This is a genomic window from Wolbachia endosymbiont (group A) of Machimus atricapillus, from assembly GCF_964027095.1.
In the GTDB taxonomy this organism is placed as follows: Bacteria; Pseudomonadota; Alphaproteobacteria; order Rickettsiales; family Anaplasmataceae; genus Wolbachia.
In genome coordinates, this window is sequence record NZ_OZ034727.1 from 998174 (window position 1) to 1015029 (window position 16856).

At 36.2% G+C, this 16856-nt stretch carries 18 protein-coding genes and 1 pseudogene; 12 read left to right on the top strand and 7 right to left on the bottom strand.

The window, feature by feature from the left end; genetic code table 11:
* Nucleotides 1-35: 35 nt before the first annotated feature.
* The 5 genes from AAGD68_RS04885 (at nucleotide 36) to AAGD68_RS04900 (ending at nucleotide 3218) form a co-directional block, all read left to right on the top strand.
* Entirely contained in the window at nucleotides 36-746 is a 711-nt protein-coding gene (locus AAGD68_RS04885; RefSeq protein ID WP_265045065.1) for a class II aldolase/adducin family protein, read from the top strand.
* A 659-nt stretch (nucleotides 747-1405) separates the two neighbouring features.
* On the top strand, nucleotides 1406-1603 hold the full coding sequence (locus AAGD68_RS04890) for a transposase (RefSeq protein WP_264688017.1): 198 nt from the start codon (nucleotides 1406-1408) through the stop codon (nucleotides 1601-1603).
* 3 nt (nucleotides 1604-1606) lie between these two features.
* The gene (locus AAGD68_RS04895) at nucleotides 1607-1840 is read left to right on the top strand and encodes a DDE-type integrase/transposase/recombinase (RefSeq protein WP_253307195.1); all 234 of its coding nucleotides are present in this window, start codon (nucleotides 1607-1609) and stop codon (nucleotides 1838-1840) included.
* Nucleotides 1837-1965, top strand: coding sequence for an IS3 family transposase (locus AAGD68_RS06780; RefSeq protein ID WP_353270857.1), 129 nt, complete (start codon nucleotides 1837-1839; stop codon nucleotides 1963-1965). The genes AAGD68_RS04895 and AAGD68_RS06780 overlap by 4 nt, the downstream gene beginning before the upstream one ends.
* A 74-nt stretch (nucleotides 1966-2039) precedes the next feature.
* Nucleotides 2040-3218, top strand: coding sequence for a ribonuclease D (locus AAGD68_RS04900; RefSeq protein ID WP_253307194.1), 1179 nt, complete (start codon nucleotides 2040-2042; stop codon nucleotides 3216-3218).
* Between the two features lie 353 nt (nucleotides 3219-3571).
* On the opposite strand, the gene coaE is transcribed toward AAGD68_RS04900, so the two are convergent.
* Nucleotides 3572-4159, bottom strand: a complete 588-nt coding sequence (coaE, locus tag AAGD68_RS04905; protein ID WP_253307192.1) for a dephospho-CoA kinase — start codon at nucleotides 4157-4159, stop codon at nucleotides 3572-3574.
* A 166-nt stretch (nucleotides 4160-4325) separates the two neighbouring features.
* Here coaE and AAGD68_RS04910 point away from each other — a divergent pair, with 166 nt between their 5' ends.
* The 3 genes from AAGD68_RS04910 (at nucleotide 4326) to AAGD68_RS04920 (ending at nucleotide 6815) form a co-directional block, all read left to right on the top strand.
* Nucleotides 4326-5729, top strand: coding sequence for an NAD(P)H-dependent flavin oxidoreductase (locus AAGD68_RS04910; protein ID WP_341814157.1), 1404 nt, complete (start codon nucleotides 4326-4328; stop codon nucleotides 5727-5729).
* Nucleotides 5730-5809: 80 nt separating this feature from the next.
* Nucleotides 5810-6649 (top strand): hypothetical protein, encoded by an 840-nt coding sequence (locus AAGD68_RS04915; protein ID WP_265045063.1) that lies wholly within the window; start codon nucleotides 5810-5812, stop codon nucleotides 6647-6649.
* Between the two features lie 43 nt (nucleotides 6650-6692).
* A complete protein-coding gene (locus AAGD68_RS04920; RefSeq protein ID WP_264688022.1) occupies nucleotides 6693-6815 on the top strand; it encodes a hypothetical protein in 123 nt (40 codons plus the stop codon).
* Between the two features lie 410 nt (nucleotides 6816-7225).
* On the opposite strand, the pseudogene AAGD68_RS04925 reads toward AAGD68_RS04920, so the two are convergent.
* The 5 genes and pseudogenes from AAGD68_RS04925 to AAGD68_RS04945 form a co-directional block, all read right to left on the bottom strand.
* Nucleotides 7226-8333: pseudogene (locus AAGD68_RS04925) on the bottom strand (transposase).
* Between the two features lie 243 nt (nucleotides 8334-8576).
* Nucleotides 8577-9749, bottom strand: coding sequence for a 1-deoxy-D-xylulose-5-phosphate reductoisomerase (dxr, locus tag AAGD68_RS04930; protein WP_264688023.1), 1173 nt, complete (start codon nucleotides 9747-9749; stop codon nucleotides 8577-8579).
* A gap of 73 nt (nucleotides 9750-9822) precedes the next feature.
* Nucleotides 9823-10320 (bottom strand): hypothetical protein, encoded by a 498-nt coding sequence (locus AAGD68_RS04935; RefSeq protein ID WP_264688024.1) that lies wholly within the window; start codon nucleotides 10318-10320, stop codon nucleotides 9823-9825.
* Between the two features lie 266 nt (nucleotides 10321-10586).
* Complete coding sequence (locus tag AAGD68_RS04940; RefSeq protein WP_264688025.1) at nucleotides 10587-11291, bottom strand: ABC transporter ATP-binding protein; 705 nt, start codon at nucleotides 11289-11291, stop codon at nucleotides 10587-10589.
* Nucleotides 11284-12066, bottom strand: a complete 783-nt coding sequence (locus AAGD68_RS04945) for an MlaE family ABC transporter permease (RefSeq protein WP_264731954.1) — start codon at nucleotides 12064-12066, stop codon at nucleotides 11284-11286. The genes AAGD68_RS04940 and AAGD68_RS04945 overlap by 8 nt, the downstream gene beginning before the upstream one ends.
* Nucleotides 12067-12396: 330 nt before the next feature.
* Here AAGD68_RS04945 and rpmF point away from each other — a divergent pair, with 330 nt between their 5' ends.
* The 3 genes from rpmF to AAGD68_RS04960 are packed head-to-tail and all read left to right on the top strand — an operon-like array spanning nucleotide 12397 to nucleotide 14576.
* A complete protein-coding gene (rpmF, locus tag AAGD68_RS04950; RefSeq protein ID WP_010962967.1) occupies nucleotides 12397-12579 on the top strand; it encodes a 50S ribosomal protein L32 in 183 nt (60 codons plus the stop codon).
* Nucleotides 12580-12589: 10 nt separating this feature from the next.
* Nucleotides 12590-13627 carry a phosphate acyltransferase PlsX gene (gene plsX / locus AAGD68_RS04955; protein ID WP_253310008.1) on the top strand — a complete coding sequence of 346 codons (1038 nt, stop codon included), beginning with the start codon at nucleotides 12590-12592 and terminating at the stop codon, nucleotides 13625-13627.
* Entirely contained in the window at nucleotides 13620-14576 is a 957-nt protein-coding gene (locus AAGD68_RS04960; protein WP_264688027.1) for a beta-ketoacyl-ACP synthase III, read from the top strand. The genes plsX and AAGD68_RS04960 overlap by 8 nt, the downstream gene beginning before the upstream one ends.
* Nucleotides 14577-15466: 890 nt before the next feature.
* Here the strand turns inward: AAGD68_RS04960 and AAGD68_RS04965 are convergent.
* The gene (locus AAGD68_RS04965; RefSeq protein WP_264688028.1) at nucleotides 15467-15961 is read right to left on the bottom strand and encodes a Smr/MutS family protein; all 495 of its coding nucleotides are present in this window, start codon (nucleotides 15959-15961) and stop codon (nucleotides 15467-15469) included.
* 92 nt (nucleotides 15962-16053) lie between these two features.
* On the opposite strand from AAGD68_RS04965, the gene rlmB reads away from it, so the two are divergent.
* Nucleotides 16054-16818 carry a 23S rRNA (guanosine(2251)-2'-O)-methyltransferase RlmB gene (gene rlmB, locus AAGD68_RS04970; protein ID WP_253307272.1) on the top strand — a complete coding sequence of 255 codons (765 nt, stop codon included), beginning with the start codon at nucleotides 16054-16056 and terminating at the stop codon, nucleotides 16816-16818.
* Nucleotides 16819-16856 lie beyond the last annotated feature (38 nt).

Here is a 16856-nt window from a genome sequence, read left to right on the forward strand (position 1 = left end):
GTGTATAAATCTTCAGAAGATTCTAACAGAGGATTGTGTTGTTAATAAAGAGCAGAGTAAAAAGGGATCTAGTCTATGCCTATCAGATTTTGTCTTACCTTAAACTGGATGATCATACATATACTCACCTCTCGGTATGTTCTGAAGATCAAAAGTCGTTTTATATTTACCCATTTGGTATACGCTTTGACGAAGTGAATGAAAATTCATTGATGAGAGTATCACTAGATGGAAATGTGATTGAGGGTACAGAATATCAATATAATAAAACTGGCTATATAATTCATGGTTTTGTTTATCAAGCAAGGAAAGACATTCAAGCAATTTTTCACCTGCATACACCTTCTATTGTAGCAGTTTCTTCTCTAAAAGATGGACTACTTCCAATAAGTCAATGGGCACTGCACTTTTACAATAAAATCTCTTACCATAATTATAATTCCCTAGCACTTAGCAATACAGAAGGAAAGAGGTTAATAGCTGATCTGAAAGAAAATTTTGTCATGTTAATGCGCAATCATGGATCTATAACGTGTGGTCGGACTATACAAGAAGCAATGTTTTACACGTATCATTTAGAACGAGCGTGCAAAACTCAATGTTTAACGTTAGCAATGAATAGGGAGTTATCAATTCCAAGTGAAGAAATTTGCTCAAAAGCTGTAAAGGATCTCCTATCTTTTGAAAGCAATCTTGGTGAGAGGGATTGGCACGCATGGGTTAGACTAATTAAAAGTAAGTTGTAAGAGGCTTTCGCACTACTATCTGTCATCCAAGTAGGGAGTCATACGCGTCAAGTTAAGAGGTTATGAGCAAATTTAGAGAGGTTAAAGTGGATACTCTGACCTTACCCAGAAAAAGTAGAGAGAAAGTTAAGACGTTTTTGGAGTAAAATAAAACGTTTTTTCAAAATATGGCAAATAGAAGCAGCAGGATTCAAATTAGAAGCTGTTAAGCTGGTTAAAGAAACAGAAGTAAAAAAATAGCAAAAGATCTAGGCATAGATGGCAGTATGTTAAGTAAATGGGTAAGAAAATATGATGGAAAAATGTCAGAAGCATACGCATTTCCAGACAAAGGCTCCTTATGACAAAGAAAGATTTGATCTAAAAAAAGAACTAGCAAGAGTAACAAGAGAAAGAGACATTTAAAAAAAAGCCCTGACCAAACAAAAAGAGTAAAGTATTCTTTTATATAGAAATTGCTATAAAATACAGGAACTATGTAGGGTTTTAGACATATCTGCTGGTGGTTATTATAAATGGGTTGCTAAGGGAAAAAGCAGTAAGGAATTAGCAAGAGATGGGCTTCTAGCAGATATTCAAAAAAAGCATCCAAATGCAGATCCCTAAAATTCACGCTGAATTAAAAGCTTTAGGCAAAAATTAAAACAGTACAAAGTGTTATGCAGAAAAATGGTATTCGGGCTATATTGAGAAGAAAATTTAAAACTAAGAAGCAACAAACGGACAATAGAGTCGTAGCTCTCAATATATTAGACCAAAACTTTATTGTCGATCAACCAAATAAAATATGGGATTACTTATATAAAAACCAAAGAAGGATGACTATATTTGGCAGGATCTATATTCACGCATGGTAGTTAATGAGCAGTTCAATAAATAAACAATTGGTTGTTGACTCTTTATTGATGGCCGTTAATAAGCGCAAACCCGATAAAAATCTGCTGTTACATAGCGATCAAGGGTCACAGTATACCTCTCAAAATTACCAATTTCTATTGAATACAAAAAACATCATTTCCAGCATGAGCCATAAGGGATGTTGTTACGATAACTCTGTTGCAGAAAAGTTCACTCAAAAGGGAGCTGCTTATTGATACTTCTCGCTCAACAAACCAGAACTGCCATATTTGAATACATAGAAATCTTTTATAACAAACAACGTAGGCATTCTACTATTAATTATTGCATTCCTGCACAATTTGATGCATCATTCTCATGACAAAAACGTCTTAACTTTCTCTCTACTTTTTCTGGGTAAGGTCAGATAAAGTAGAACCACCAAGTGAAAAATATATGCTAATTAGTACAACATCAGAGCTGGAAGATACGTGTGAAGAATTAATAGCAAAAAAGCCGAAATTTATAGCAGTTGACACGGAGTTCATTAGAAATAATTTAACCTACTACCCAAAATTATCGTTAATTCAAATTTCTTACGGAGAGAAGAGTTTTATTGTAGACGCATTAGTGCCAGAAATTGATTTATCATTCATTAAGAAAATAATGCTAAATCAGGGGATAACCAAAGTGTTTCATAGCTGCCGGCAGGATATAGAATCCTTACTCACTGTGTTTAAATGTATTCCCACTCCCATTTTTGATACCCAAGTTGCCGCTATGTTTTGTCATTATTATCATGACTTTATTGGTTACTCAAAAGTAGTAGAGCAATATCAAGGAGTAGTGCTGGATAAAATTAAAGCTAAAAATTCAGATTGGTTAAGGCGTCCGTTGTCCGAGGATCAGTTAGACTATGCAATAAACGACGTGGTACACCTATATGACTTATACCAAATATTGTGCAATAAACTTGAAGAAAATAATAGGATGTGTTGGTTTCAAGAAGAGATGGAATCAATAGTTAATATAAATAAGTATTTACATAGTCCAAAAGATGCATGGAAGAGAATTAAATTTAATTATGAAGCAAATCCAAGATTGGTATTAACTGTTAAAGCAGTTAGTGAATGGCAAGAGACCTTAGCACAGCGCTATAATATGAATCGTAATAAAGTAATTAATAATGCTGTAATAGCTGGTTTTATTGAAAAAAATGTAGAGCATGTTGATGAGATTTTAGATGATCTCAAGAGGAATGCAAAAAATATAAAAGATGCAGATTTACTAGAGTTTGTGAATATTTTTAATGAAAATGAAAAAAATTGGATGCAGCAAAACAACATCTTACCGAATAATTATGACAAATCTGTATTCGATATACTCTCAATTATTTTAGATAGTAAATGTAAAGAAAGTAACATATCAAGGAAATTAGTTTCTTCAAAAGATGAGTTAACCGGGTCAATATCTGGGCAGATAGATAAACTATTCAAGGGGTGGAGATACGATTTTTTTGGCAGGTCAGTTGAATCATTTTTGAACACAAGCTCAAAATTTGAGATTTCAGCAGTGAAATCCGCAAATAATATAACCAAAATTCAGAGTAATTTAGTGGAGAATAACTGTTGCTAAAGTAACTTAGATTTATCGACAATCGTCATTCCGCTGCTTGTTAGCGCCGCGGCGGTATGACGGTTCGCGGCAGTATGAAGATAACCTCGTCATCCCGCTGCTTGTTAGCGGGATCTAGAGATACCGCGAATGAATCGCGGTATGACGGTTCGCGGCAGTATGAAGATAACTTCGTCATCCCGCTGCTTGTTAGCGGGATCTATGCTAATACCAATTCTCAATAATAATGAGACAAATGAAAAAGAGTGCTTTCCGCCTATAACTGGAGGTTTAAGTGAATTTATCGTATATTCTATTTGTCTTCCCAATAATGAAGTTTGGTATAAGAGATAACGTGACGGTATGACGTAGAGCTACGTGTTGAGGTTTAATGAATCCACTATTTTTTTTATTTGAGAAAAAACATACTCTTTGCTTACACTGGTGTCGATAATAAAGTCACTCATCTTCCTTTTCTCCTCAATAGATAACTGAACATTGAAGATTAAATTTAGCTTTTCTTTATCTATGTTGCGTTCGTTAAGTCTTTGAGCTTGCACAACGCTATCTGCATAGATAAAAATAATAAGGTCACAGTATGAATGAAATTTTGTTTCTAATAGAAGTGGCACATCTAAAACTAAAAGCTTTCTATCGATCTTTTTTTCCTTGGCAATAAAAAATTCTAATTCACGCAGCACAGCAGAGTGAACCAAAGATTGAAATTGTTTCCAATTTTCATCGTAGGCTAAGAAATATTTAGACAGTACTGTTCTACCTATTTCACCATTTACTACCACTCCAGGAAAATTTTTTTCTGCATAACTTATTATGCTTTTATCCACTTTATAAAGTTGGTGTACAACAGAATCAGCATCAAACACAGCAGCACCAAACTCTTGAAAGCAATTAGCTACAAAGCTCTTTCCTACCCCAATTCCGCCTGTTAGACCTATGATCATATAGCAAAATACATTAGACTTCTTTCGAAACTATATTACAGTAGCTGCTGTGTCTACTCAAAACCCAAATTTGGCTATGCAGAGGCTCTGATGATAAAAGAAAAAATAAACAGCTATTATTTTTTTAGTAATTAAGTAAAATAGAGTGAAAGATTGCGAGGAAGTTTTGAAAAATAAGATAAAAAAGATAGTAATTTCAGGAAAGGAAGTGTGGCCAATCATTGAGGGCGGCAAAGGCATCGCAATCAGTGATGGAAGGTCAAGTGGAGCATTTGCTGCAGCAGATGCTGTGGGTACGTTTTCTGGTGCAAATGCTAAGCTTATTGATGATAATGGTGAGTTAGTGCCGCTGATTTACAAAGGCAAAACAAGAAATGAAAAACACAGTGAATTGATTGAGTATAGTATTAAAGCTGGAATCAGTCAGGCAAAAATAGCGAATGAAATATCAAAAGGTCATGGAAGAATACATATGAATGTGCTTTGGGAGATGGGAGCAGCAGAACGCGTGCTTCATGGCATATTAGAAAAAGCAAAAGGCTTAGTTCATGGTATTACCTGCGGTGCTGGTATGCCTTATAGGCTTGGAGAAATTGCAGCTAAATATCAGGTTTATTATTACCCTATTGTCTCATCGGTGCGTGCTTTTAAAGCATTATGGAAGCGTACTTACCAAAGAATATCTTCCTATTTGCTTGGTGGAGTAGTGTATGAAGATCCATGGCTTGCTGGAGGGCACAATGGACTCAGTAACAGTGAAGACCCAGAGCTACCACAGGCTCCATTTGAAAGAGTTGCAGAGCTTAGATCTTTCATGAACGAGATCGGTCTTTCAGAAACACCAATTGTTATGGCAGGAGGAGTGTGGCATTTGAAAGATTGGGAACATTGGTTTGACAATCTGCAAATTGGACCAATAGCTTTTCAGTTTGGCACTCGTCCACTTTTGACGAAAGAAAGCCCAATTTCTGCAGAGTGGAAAAAGAAGCTACTCACTTTAGAAGAAGGTGATGTATTTTTAAATAAATTCAGTCCAACAGGGTTTTACTCATCTGCAGTAAAAAATAACTTCATACGTGAGTTGCAGAAACGGAATTCACGTCAAATAAAGTTTTCAGAAAATGCCAGCGAAGAATTTAGTAGTGAATTTGCAATGGGTAGCAGAGGTAGGAAGATCTACCTTACTTCAAAAGACAAAGAGCTGGCAAATACATGGACTAAAGCAGGGTATACAGAAGCAATGAAAACTCCAGATACAACTGTTATTTTTGTGACGCCAGGCAAATTTGCAGAGATAAGACAAGATCAAATCAATTGTATGGGATGCTTAAGTCATTGTTTGTTTAGCAATTGGAAGGATCACGGCGACCATTCAACAGGACGAAAGCCAGATCCACGGAGTTTTTGTATACAAAAAACACTGCAAAACATTATACATGACGGCGATATTGAAAATGAACTCATGTTTTCCGGGCACAATGTGTACAAATTTAAGCAAGATCCGTTTTATGAGAATGGCTACGTACCGACAGTAAAAGAGCTGGTGGAAAGGATATTAACTGGGTATTAAGTTATGGTTGATTTGACAAGAAGACGTTACTTTGTTATAATAAGTATTTATTAATTTAGTCTTAACTTAAGAGGGTATTTATGGTAGCAAGTGATAGTGTTTTAAAAAGGTATGCGTTAGCCTATATAAAAAAATCTGGTAGTAACAGTAATGTTAAAGAGTTTTTACAATTTTGTAATACGCAAAACACCACAAATTGGAGTGAGGAGAATTTTAAAAATGCGTATGAAAAATTTACACATCCAAATTCAAGCAATAGGCACGATACAGGAAGCAGAAATAATCAATATAACGCAGGGAATAACAGGCAACCTACAGGCCCTCAGGTTACACACGTACATGTACACAATGATAGAGGTTTAGATTTTTGGGATTATTTACTACTTCGCAGCCTGTTTGGTGGTCATACTACAGTTATAAATAACCCTGGTTTCAGTAGTGGTAGCCATCAAAGCAGAGAAGATAAGAAAAAAGACTCGGAAGACAGTAGAAAGCTATTAGCTTTAGGTATGGTAGCTGCAGTTGTGTGTGTTGCTTTCCATGCTGGTATGTGTTTTTGGTATAACAGCAGCAGAAAAGCGGCTAGAAAAGAAGAAAAAATAGATTATCTTGATAATAAGCTTAAGATGCTTAGGAATATAGAATTTGCGGTTGGCGCTGTTTCTTTAGCGGCTTTGGTAGCTTGTGCTGTTTATCCAGTGTTACCAGTGTGGGGTTTAGTTATCCTTGGCGTTAATTCTCTCGTATGTTTTGCTGGTGGTTTAGCTTTTCATATGAAGCATGAGAAAGAATCAGATAATATTGAGAAGGCTAAAGAAGCAGTTAGGAATTATGGACCACCTCCTCCTTACTCTCCTCCTTATAGTGAATTTAATAATTCTAATTCGGAACAGCAGTTTGAGAATTATAAGGCGTACTAAACCCACAACTGTACGAACATTGTGATTTGGGCCCATCAGGAGGGTGTCATTCCAGTGCTCCTTTCTCGTCATCCCAGTGCCCAGACACTGGGATCCAGCTAAGTTAGTGAGTGTAAAAGTAGCCAACCTTACGTTAAAACACAACGTTCTTGATGAGATTGCATAAAAACTGGATTCCTTACATCATAGAGGCACTGCCATTATAGAGTAAAATGAGATCCCAGTGTCTGGGCACTGGGATGACAGCTAGCCTGACAACCGTCATCCCGCTACTTGTTAGCGGGATCTAGAGATACCGCGGTGGTATGACGGTTTGCGGTAGTATGAAGTAGTACTGCTGTCGTCCCGCTGCTTGTTAGCTGATGAAATACCGCGGCGGTATGACGGTTTGCGGTAGTATGAAGTAGTACTGCTGTCGTCCCGCTGCTTGTTAGCTGATGAGATACCGCGGCGGTATGACGGTCTGCGGTGGCATGACGATAACCTCGTCATCCCGCTACTTGTTAGCGGGATCTAGAGATACCGCGGCGGTATGACGAGGGAGAACAGTCAATGGCGTCAACTTAAGAGCATACATTAGCAAACTCTCCTAAAGACATGATGGCGTTTAGGCTTATCTACTTTATCGCGGCTATACAATCTTCCCGGTCGGATCTTAACTTTAGTGCGTATACTTAAAAAGGGCTTGAAAGTTTTTTGGTGCAACAAGCACTTGATTGCCTCATCACACCAAATAAAACTGAAAAATTTCTCAGCAATTTGATCTGGGAAGGCCCTTGTGCATCATACATATGAAGCGATAATATATTGCACATGACCAAGTTTGCCCAAAATTCTTGTAATACAGCCTCTCCAGAAAAATTCTCTAACTCTGCTCCTACTTTGAGTCGTTTATAGCACTCCTCTATGTGCCACCTTAATACATAAGCTTTACTCCAAAGTCTCGATCAAAAACTCTGTTTCTCCGTTGGCTAATGTTAGCTCTTACTTTCTGTCCTTTCATTTTATTTTTTAGCTTTTCATTTTCCAATATAAAATCAAAATCTAATTCGCCAGCGTTCCCATAGCTTGCTATAATTTCTTTTTTGCAAGCGAAAAATAAAATCTACTTCCAAATCATCATGCTGCTGAATGAATTTTACTGAAGACGATCATAGATAAATAATAATTTCTCTTGATTTAATGAACGCATTTGAGTGATAACTTCGGGTAATTGCTCTTCCGCCAACGTTTGTTCACCTATATTCCAAGCCGTAAAACGAGCACTACAAATCAGCGAAGTACACAAATCAACAAACAAATTGCCAATGGTGCCTGTTGTTCCATTTGGTTCAAACTCGGATACAATTTCCTCAGAGCTGAATACCAGAATCATCTGCTGCAATAAGTCTATAGCCTCTCCAACTCAGGTTCATCCTGATAGGCTGTTTGGATGCTTAAATTCTTGAAAGCCTGTATGGCAAATCTTATACCTTGCTTTAGAAAAAGCTTGCTTTGAGGGTACATGTCAATGGCTCCATAAGTTCACATTCTATTCCCAAACTTTTTTTAACTAACTATAGAAAATACTGTCGAAAAAAGAAGTTTTCTTGTTCGTGTAAAACTCAACACAATGGATTTTCTGAAAAGTTTTCGAGTATATTGCATTTTTAATTTGTAAGATAAGATCTTTTCCTTTTTGCATGCCTCACCTAAAAATGACACATTTTAAACTTTTTTGTTGCAATAAAATAGAAACAAAAGTGCTGTCTCTTGTAGTATTTTACTCCTTAACATCCCTTAAGTTGATGCCATTGCCTGAACGGATACAATTATTCAACCATATTTTTGAAGATAGCTAGTTTCTGTATTTATTTTAAATTGAAGAAAGCTCAAATGAAAGATCGTGTTTTGCTAAAATCACAGAATGCAGTCTGGTTACATTACTCTAGCTATACGCAACAACTTTACTTTCAACAATTTTATTAGCAATAATACGACTTTCACAATCAATATTTATTATATCAGATAGTGAATTAATATCAGTGTAACTATCAAAACTTTCCATTGTTGATTCCACTACCTCTACTATTTTTAAAAAGCCAATTCGTGACTTCAAAAATTCATTAACAGCTATTTCATTTGCAGTATTGAGCACAATACTGTTTGTTTGTGGAGCAGAAGAGTTTAACACTGCCATGCTAAGCTTTAGCGCAGGAAAACGCTTATGGTCTGGTTCTTGAAAGGTCAATTTTCCTTGCTTTGTTAAATCTAATTTACGATTTAAAGCTGATCTTTCCGGCCAAGACAAAGCATATGAAATAGGAATTGCCATGTCAGTTTCTGCAAGCACAGCAAAGTTGAACCCATCCTTATAAGTTACAATTCCATGTACTATTGACTCAGGATGCACTATTGCTTCAATTTTATCCGGGCTGATGTTAAACAAGTTATGTGCTTCTATTATCTCTAGTGCCTTATTCATCATTGTTGCACTATCAACTGAGATTTTCCTTCCCATATTCCAAGTGGGGTGACTAAGCGCCTGATCTACCGTGACATTTCTTAATTGCTCAGAACTATAGTTTAAGAATGGTCCACCAGAAACAGTAAGTATGATCTTTTCTACGCATTTGTCGTCATTTTGCAAAACTTGAAAAATTGCGTTGTGTTCAGAGTCAATAGGGATTATTTGTACGTTTTTTTCTTTAGCTTTTTTAAGTAATAACTTTCCACCGCAAACAATGCTTTCTTTGTTCGCTAGTGCAATGACTTTAGTGCCACTTTCTATGACTTCTATAACTGGCCCAAGGCCTGCGATACCAACTATTGCAATAACTGAAAGATCAACGGGTAGGGAAGCAACATTTACTAGACCTTCAGCGCCAATTGCTATTTTTACATCTGTACCAAGTAGGTTTTCTCTTAAATCTTTGTAAAACCTTTCATCGGAGATAGCAACGTATTTTGCATTCAGCAGTTTTGCTTGGTGTGCCAGTAGAGCAAAGTCTGAGTGGGCACTTAGTGCTTCCACTTGGTATTCTTCTTTTCTCCTTGAGAGCAAATCTACAGTCTTTTTTCCAACACTTCCTGTTGATCCTAAAACTGAAACCTTTTTCACTAAGACAAACTCACAACAATAGCAACTTTTCTTATTAGGTCTTCTCGCATACTATTCAGCAGTTTTTAAGCGTTTAACCAAGTTCATGTCCGTGGTCATCGCCAACAGATGGTGAAGGACCAGGTGAAAAAGATTGACCATGGTGATCACCTGCATCATGCATGTCTTGCAAACCATCAGCATTATGAGCTATTTCATTATTGGCATGAGGGTAATCATCTGAGTGAGGTCCCTCATCACCATGAGCCATATCCATTCCTTCTGATGGCATATCTTCCCCACCTCCACCTGAAAAATGTTCTCCAAGGCTTTCAAGAAATTTTATGCCAAACATATTACCTGATTTTCCAAACAGTGTTACTAAACTACTGCCACTTACCAAACTTTCAAACACGTTACTATAAGCAGCAATTGCTCCTTCATGAAAGTTGAACAACCATTTCATTCCATCCACGACTGTTGAAACAGAGTCGCTATGACCAAGACCAAAACCACTTTTCTCACCAGCAGCCTCTTGGTGTTGCTGCTGCGCTTGCCATTCTGCAATATTTGGACCTTGAGCTTCACTCATAAATTTTTACTCTCAACCTTAAGCTATTATTTTATCACAAATATTGCAAAATATCAATAGAGCTTTTGAATATAGCTAATACAAACAATTTCTGTCATCCTATATATAGCTAAACTGACTTACGACAATTTGAAAAACGACAAATTCGTCATTCCGCTACTAGTTAGCGGAATCTATGCCGAGATACCGCGAATGAATCGCGGTATGACGTGTTGCTTGGGTCAGCTATAGGATCCAGTTTGAAAAAATCCGAATTCCAATGTCTGCTACCTTATATAACGAATGAATTTCTTTATATATTCGTTATTAGTATTTTGTATTTCCTGAACAGTTCCATGGGAAATGATCTCCCCTTCATGTAATACTGCTATTTTATCAGCTATTTTAAATGCGCTATGAATATCATGTGTAATCGTGATAATTGTAGTGTTAAGATCTTTAGATAATTTTATTATTATCTCGTTTACTATATCTGACATAATTGGGTCCAATCCTGAAGTTGGCTCATCTAATACGATGATTTCTGGATTGTGTGCAATCGCCCTTGCAAGTGCTACTCTTTTTTTCATTCCACCTGATAGCTCTATTGGAAACATATCTGCTATGCTTTCCTCCAGTCCAACATCATTTAACTTCTCGATTGCTAGCTGTTTTGCCTCCTTTTTGCTGATATTAAAGCGCTTTTTATAATTAAAAGATATATTTTCCCACACTGTAACGTAGTCAAATAAAGCGGAATTTTGAAATAAAACCCCAAATTTATTTTTGCTTTTACTATTTATTTTAACAGACCCTGAGTCTGGAGCAAGCAAGCCGATAATTGTTTTTGTTAGTACAGATTTGCCGCTTCCTGAGCCGCCAAGTATGACTAATGATTCCCCTTTTAATATATCGAAACTTAGATCTTTTAGTACTGTCCTATCATCAAAAGATAAGCTTAAGTTCAATATTGATATTATGGGGTTACGCATGTATCAAAGTAATCATGTAGTTTGCTAAAATGATCAGTATGGACGATAAAACAACAGTTGATGTTGTAGCAACACCTACTCCTCGTGCACCTTCTTTGCAATGATAACCGTAATAGCAACTTGAGACAGAAATTATGGCGCCAAAAGCAATTGCTTTTATTAGCCCAACAATAAAATCGTACATATTAAAGAACTGAGCTGTGTATTTAATGTATATATTTAAATTGTGGTTAAATTCGAAGACTGCAGTGATACATCCTCCAAATATTCCTATTAGATCTGCACATACTGTAAGTATGGGAAATACTATGATTGACGCTAAAATCCTTGGTGCAATTAAATACTTGAAAGGGTTGATGTTCAAAGTTGTAAGGGCATCTATTTGCTCGGTGATGCGCATTGTACCAATTTCTGCTGCAATTGATGATCCAACCTTCCCTACCATTATTAAGCTGATCAAAACTGGTCCTAACTCTTTAATGATAGTGATCGTAACAAGTTTGGGTATTATCTGCTCTTGGTTAATTAATGAGTCACTCAAGCTGCTTTGTAAAACTATCGCCGCTCCTATAAAAACTCCAGTGAGCCCAACAATTGGCAGAGAGAAAAAGCCTATCTCTATAATTTGTTTTGCTACGTTGCTAAAATAATATGGTGGCACAAAGCAGTGGTATAGAGATTGAATAAAAAATATGAATGCACTACCAAGCCTTAACAAAAAATTGATAAAGTACCTACCAATTATTCTAACACTATTTATATCAAAAAAGCTCACTTTGTATTCATTTTGCTAGAGGTTAGTCTTACTGATTTTATTAAAATTTTTATTAACTTTATCGCAAAGTATAGCTTAGATATGTTTTAAGTTCAACATACTTGATGTTTTAATTTAAAGCTTAACCCAAGAAAGGTTTCCCTACGTCATACCGCCGCGGCGCTAACTAGTAGCGGAATGACGGTTTTTCAAATTGTAGGTAAACCTAAGCCACTTTAGCTATAGGACTCAATTACATAAGCAAACCTTACTTATTTTATTATCCCTGTTTACTTCTTGTAAAAAACATGTTATTAATGAATTGAATTTTGTAGTAGAATGGAGGAAGTTTTGGCAGTTCCAAAAAGAAAAAAGTCGAAGTCAAGGCGTAATATGCATCGTTCTCATCATGCTATTGAGCCTAAGAATGTTGTGGTATGTTCAACAACTGGAGAATTCATGTTGCCTCACAATGTAGCAGTAGATGGCAGTTACAAAGGAAAACGAGTTTTCATTAAGCAACAGGCAGAATGACTATTATGGTATGTTACCTACGGTCAATAATCACATAGTTATTGCACTTGACGCTATGGGGGGCGATTTTGCGCCTCTTTCCGTAATTCAGGGTGCTGGTTTTTTTTTGGATAATCTTGTTGACCCAGGCATTAAAGTTCTTTTTCATATTTATGGAGATAAGGAAAAAGTATCTCCTTTGCTTTTGAAATATAAAAAAGTAAGTAACAATTCTGAGTTTACTCATTGTTCTGACAATGTCCTTGCAAATGATAAGCCATCTTTTGCGCTGAGACATCGTAAAGACTCAAGTATGAAAGCTGCAATTGTTGCAGTGAAAGAAGGTAAAGCTTTCGGAGTGGTATCTTCAGGCAACACCGGGGCGTTGATGGCAATTTCCAGATTTATTTTAGGAACATTACCAAATATTTATCGTCCTGCTATTGTCTCTATCTGTCCAACTAAGACAAAAAGCTTCGCTTTGCTTGACCTTGGTGCAAATGTCGATTGTAATGCCGATTCGTTATTCCAATTTGCATTAATGGGAAGTATATTTGCAAAAGTAGCGCTAAAAATTGACAATCCTGAGGTTGCTTTGCTAAATATCGGTACAGAAGAAGTTAAAGGTAATGACTCAGTGCGCGGCGCTTTTGAGTTGCTTAAAAACGCTCCAGGCATTAATTTCAAAGGGTATATAGAGGCAAGTGAATTTTTAGAGGGTAATATAGATGTGATTGTTGCTGATGGTTTTGTTGGCAATGTAATGCTCAAAACAGCTGAGGCAACCGCTAGTACTTTTATCAATCTAATAAAGCAGGAAGTATTCAACTCGTGGATAGCGAAAATGCTTATTGGTATATTGTTAAAATCTAAACTAAATAAAGCATTAACGCGTTTTAATCCCAAAATTAGAAGTGGAGCTATGTTTTTAGGGCTGAATGGTATCATCATTAAAAGTCATGGAAATTCTGATGCTATTTCTTTTGCCCATGCTATAAAATTTGCAGTAAATGCAATTAGTGAAAATTTAAATCAAAAGATAATTAACGGGGTAAGTCATATTGAATAAAAGTTTCATATTAAGCACTGGATCTTATCTACCAAGAAAAACGTTGAGTAACAACGAAATTGCATCGATAGTTGAGACAAGCGATAAATGGATAAGGCAGAGAACAGGAATAGTTCAAAGGCATATAGCAGATGAAGGAGAATTAACGTCAGATCTAGCTGTAAATGCAGCAAAAAGTGCTATAGAAAAAGCTAAAATTTCAGTAGATGAAATTGACTTGATTATAGTTGCAACAACAACGCCTGATAAAACTTTGCCTAGCTGTGCAACGATTGTACAAAGTAAGTTAAAATGTAAAAACGCATTTTCTTTTGATGTACAAGCAGCATGCTCTGGTTTTATATATGCAGTTACAGTTGCTGATTCGCTCATAAAATCTAACAATAGAATTAAATATGCGCTCGTTATTGGTGCTGAAATAATGTCTAGGATTGTTGACTGGGAAGATAGGTCAACTTGTGTACTCTTTGGTGATGGTGCTGGTGCAGTGATAATAAAATCGGAAATGGGTAGCAGCGTCATCATATCAACAAACTTACACTCTGATGGCAATGTGGACATATTATGTACGAACGGAGGGGTATCCTCTACTGATGATTCTGGAAAAATATGCATGAATGGAAGAGAAGTGTTTAAACATGCAGTGGATAAGTTAACAGCCTCAGTAGAGGAAACACTAAGATGCAATAATTTGAAAATCACTGATATTGACTGGTTAATTCCCCATCAAGCAAACATTCGTATTATTGAAGCAGTAGTAAAGAAATTAGATTTTCCTATAGAGAAAGTGATTAATACCGTTGATAAGCATGCAAACACCTCAGCAGCGTCAATTCCACTGGCCTTAGACTATGCAATACAAGAATCAAAAATAAAATCAGGAAATCTGGTACTGCTGATTGCAATAGGTGCAGGTCTCACATGGGGTTCCGTGTTGCTGCGCTATTAGACTTCTTGCATTACCTCCTGTTACCCAACTCGTAGAACATCACACCATAGGGCACAGCATAACTGTATGAACATTGTGATTTGAGTCCACCAGATCTAAGTAGCTTGACTACTTGATTGGATGCTGAGTTGGTGAGTATAAAAGTATAGCTAACGCTGTCATACCGCCCACAACTGTACGAACATTGTGATTTGGTCCCATCAGGAGGGTGTCATCCGAGTAGCTTGACTACTTGGATCCAGGAATTTTAATTGTAAGTAAGCATACTGAGTTGATAAGTATAAAAGTAGCTAGAAAATAAACATTTTTGATGAGATTATATGGAAAACTGGATCCCAGTGTCTGGGCACTGGGATGACAGCAGTCCTACGTCATACCGCGATTCATTCGCGGTATCTCTTAACATAGATCCCGCTAACAAGCAGCGGGATGACACCTCTCTTGGGCTCTTTTAGCTACAAACATTAAGAAATTTACCAAATGAAAAAAAAGGCAAAGAACTCCCGTGGTGCGAGTTTTGACTCTATATTACTGTAAGTGGCGCTGTAATAATGTGCTGACGCTTAGTTTAAGCGCGTTTTGGCTGAATGTAGAAAAAATTTAAAAGACATGCAGCCGCTATAATTTTATGTAATCCGCCAAAAAATACCCTAAGTTTTTTACTGAATTTTGTCATTGAGCCTGCAGGTCAAAAACAAGTTTTGAGTCATAAATACCCTTATTGTCATAATAAGGGGGCTGGCGGAGTTTGTCAAGGAAGTTTTTTCGTTTCTGCGGGCTACTTGAATAACGGCTACAATGTTTGTACAATTGTGCGTAACGCGCTGCCGAACACTGGTTTTTATATGGCTATATAAGAAAAATTAAGGCTTAAAAGGAAACTTAAGCAGCTAATAGGGCCTAAGCCTTTTTAATAAAACATAAAAAGCCCCTTTACCACCATGTTTTTTCGTAGCTTGCTGGTAGTATAGAACCATATGCTGGATTTTAGTATCATTTAACCACTTATTTAAGTTATTCTTTATAGTGTCTGTTTTATTTGTTGCACTGCCGTATCCCGTAATTACCAATAAACATCTATTTCCTGCTCGATAATTTTTGATAATAAAATCTATCAATTTACAGTAAGCATCCTCTATACTATAGCCGTGCAAATCGAGCTTATCGCTTATAAAATATTTACCCCTATCAACTTTTGATTTTGTGTTTTGGTCAAGACAAAATGATGAGTTACCATTATTGGTATTAAGAAAATTCCTTTGTAAGTCGGAGGTACCTTTATCAACCATAGACTTTATATTTACTTTATGATTAACTTTTAAAGTAACTTTTCCACATTCTATTGGCTTAACATTTTTTTGCCAATCCAACTCATCGTCCGACATAAACGCATTAATCGAATTGTATAATTTTACAACAATATCCAAACATAGTAAAATGTTGCTTATTCTATAAAAATCAGATTTTCGATAATACGATGAAATCGTCAAAAACTAATGAGAATTTTTGGCTGTATGGAAAGCACACCTGCATGTCAGCACTGAAGAATAAAAATAGGCGGTGTATAGAACTATTAGCAACAGAAAATTTCTATAGAGAACACGAAAAAGAAATTAGGCAATGTGCAAATAGTAAGGGCATTAAAGTTCGATTAGTAGAAAACAAAATACTTAATGACGTTTTATCTAAAGGTGCTAACCATCAAGGAATTGCTTTAAATGTTGCCCCTATTCTTTGTAACTTAAGCATCGAAGAAGTAGCTGAAAGCTCAAACGACAGCTCTACTATAGTCATTTTAGATCAAGTCACTGACACGCACAATATTGGGTCAATTTTAAGAACTTCAGCTTGTTTTAATGTCAACGCATTGGTTTTACCACATAACCACTCACCGAGTGAAAATGCATCTATTGCAAAAGCAGCAAGTGGAGCTTTAGATATTGTTCCGCTAATATACGTTACAAATATAGTAAAAACTATGCAGTATTTAAAAAAGGTCGGCTACTGGTGTTACGGGTTTGATTGCAATGCTAAAGAAAATATAGATGAAATAAAGAGCTTTGAGAAAAAAAGAGTAATCATTTTTGGTTCTGAAGAGAAAGGAATGCGGAGGTTAGTTAAAGAAAATTGTGATTATCTTTTAAAAATCCCAATGTCAAACGTAATTGACAGCTTAAATGTTTCAAATGCAGCAGCAATAGGCCTATATTCTATTTATATTAAAACAAATGCCAGCGCATAACTGTTTATAATAAAAATACTTGATAAAAATGTGGTTTT

Bases quoted from the DNA above. Each gene is read 5' to 3' on its own strand.
- AAGD68_RS04890 (WP_264688017.1), top strand. From the start codon at position 1,406: ATGCAGAAAAATGGTATTCGGGCTATATTGAGAAGAAAATTTAAAACT.
- AAGD68_RS04895 (WP_253307195.1), top strand. From the start codon at position 1,607: ATGAGCAGTTCAATAAATAAACAATTGGTTGTTGACTCTTTATTGATG.
- AAGD68_RS04900 (WP_253307194.1), top strand. From the start codon at position 2,040: ATGCTAATTAGTACAACATCAGAGCTGGAAGATACGTGTGAAGAATTA.
- coaE (WP_253307192.1), bottom strand. From the start codon at position 4,159: ATGATCATAGGTCTAACAGGCGGAATTGGGGTAGGAAAGAGCTTTGTA.
- AAGD68_RS04915 (WP_265045063.1), top strand. From the start codon at position 5,810: ATGGTAGCAAGTGATAGTGTTTTAAAAAGGTATGCGTTAGCCTATATA.
- AAGD68_RS04935 (WP_264688024.1), bottom strand. From the start codon at position 10,320: ATGAGTGAAGCTCAAGGTCCAAATATTGCAGAATGGCAAGCGCAGCAG.
- AAGD68_RS04940 (WP_264688025.1), bottom strand. From the start codon at position 11,291: ATGCGTAACCCCATAATATCAATATTGAACTTAAGCTTATCTTTTGAT.
- plsX (WP_253310008.1), top strand. From the start codon at position 12,590: ATGTTACCTACGGTCAATAATCACATAGTTATTGCACTTGACGCTATG.
- AAGD68_RS04965 (WP_264688028.1), bottom strand. From the start codon at position 15,961: ATGTCGGACGATGAGTTGGATTGGCAAAAAAATGTTAAGCCAATAGAA.
- rlmB (WP_253307272.1), top strand. From the start codon at position 16,054: ATGAAATCGTCAAAAACTAATGAGAATTTTTGGCTGTATGGAAAGCAC.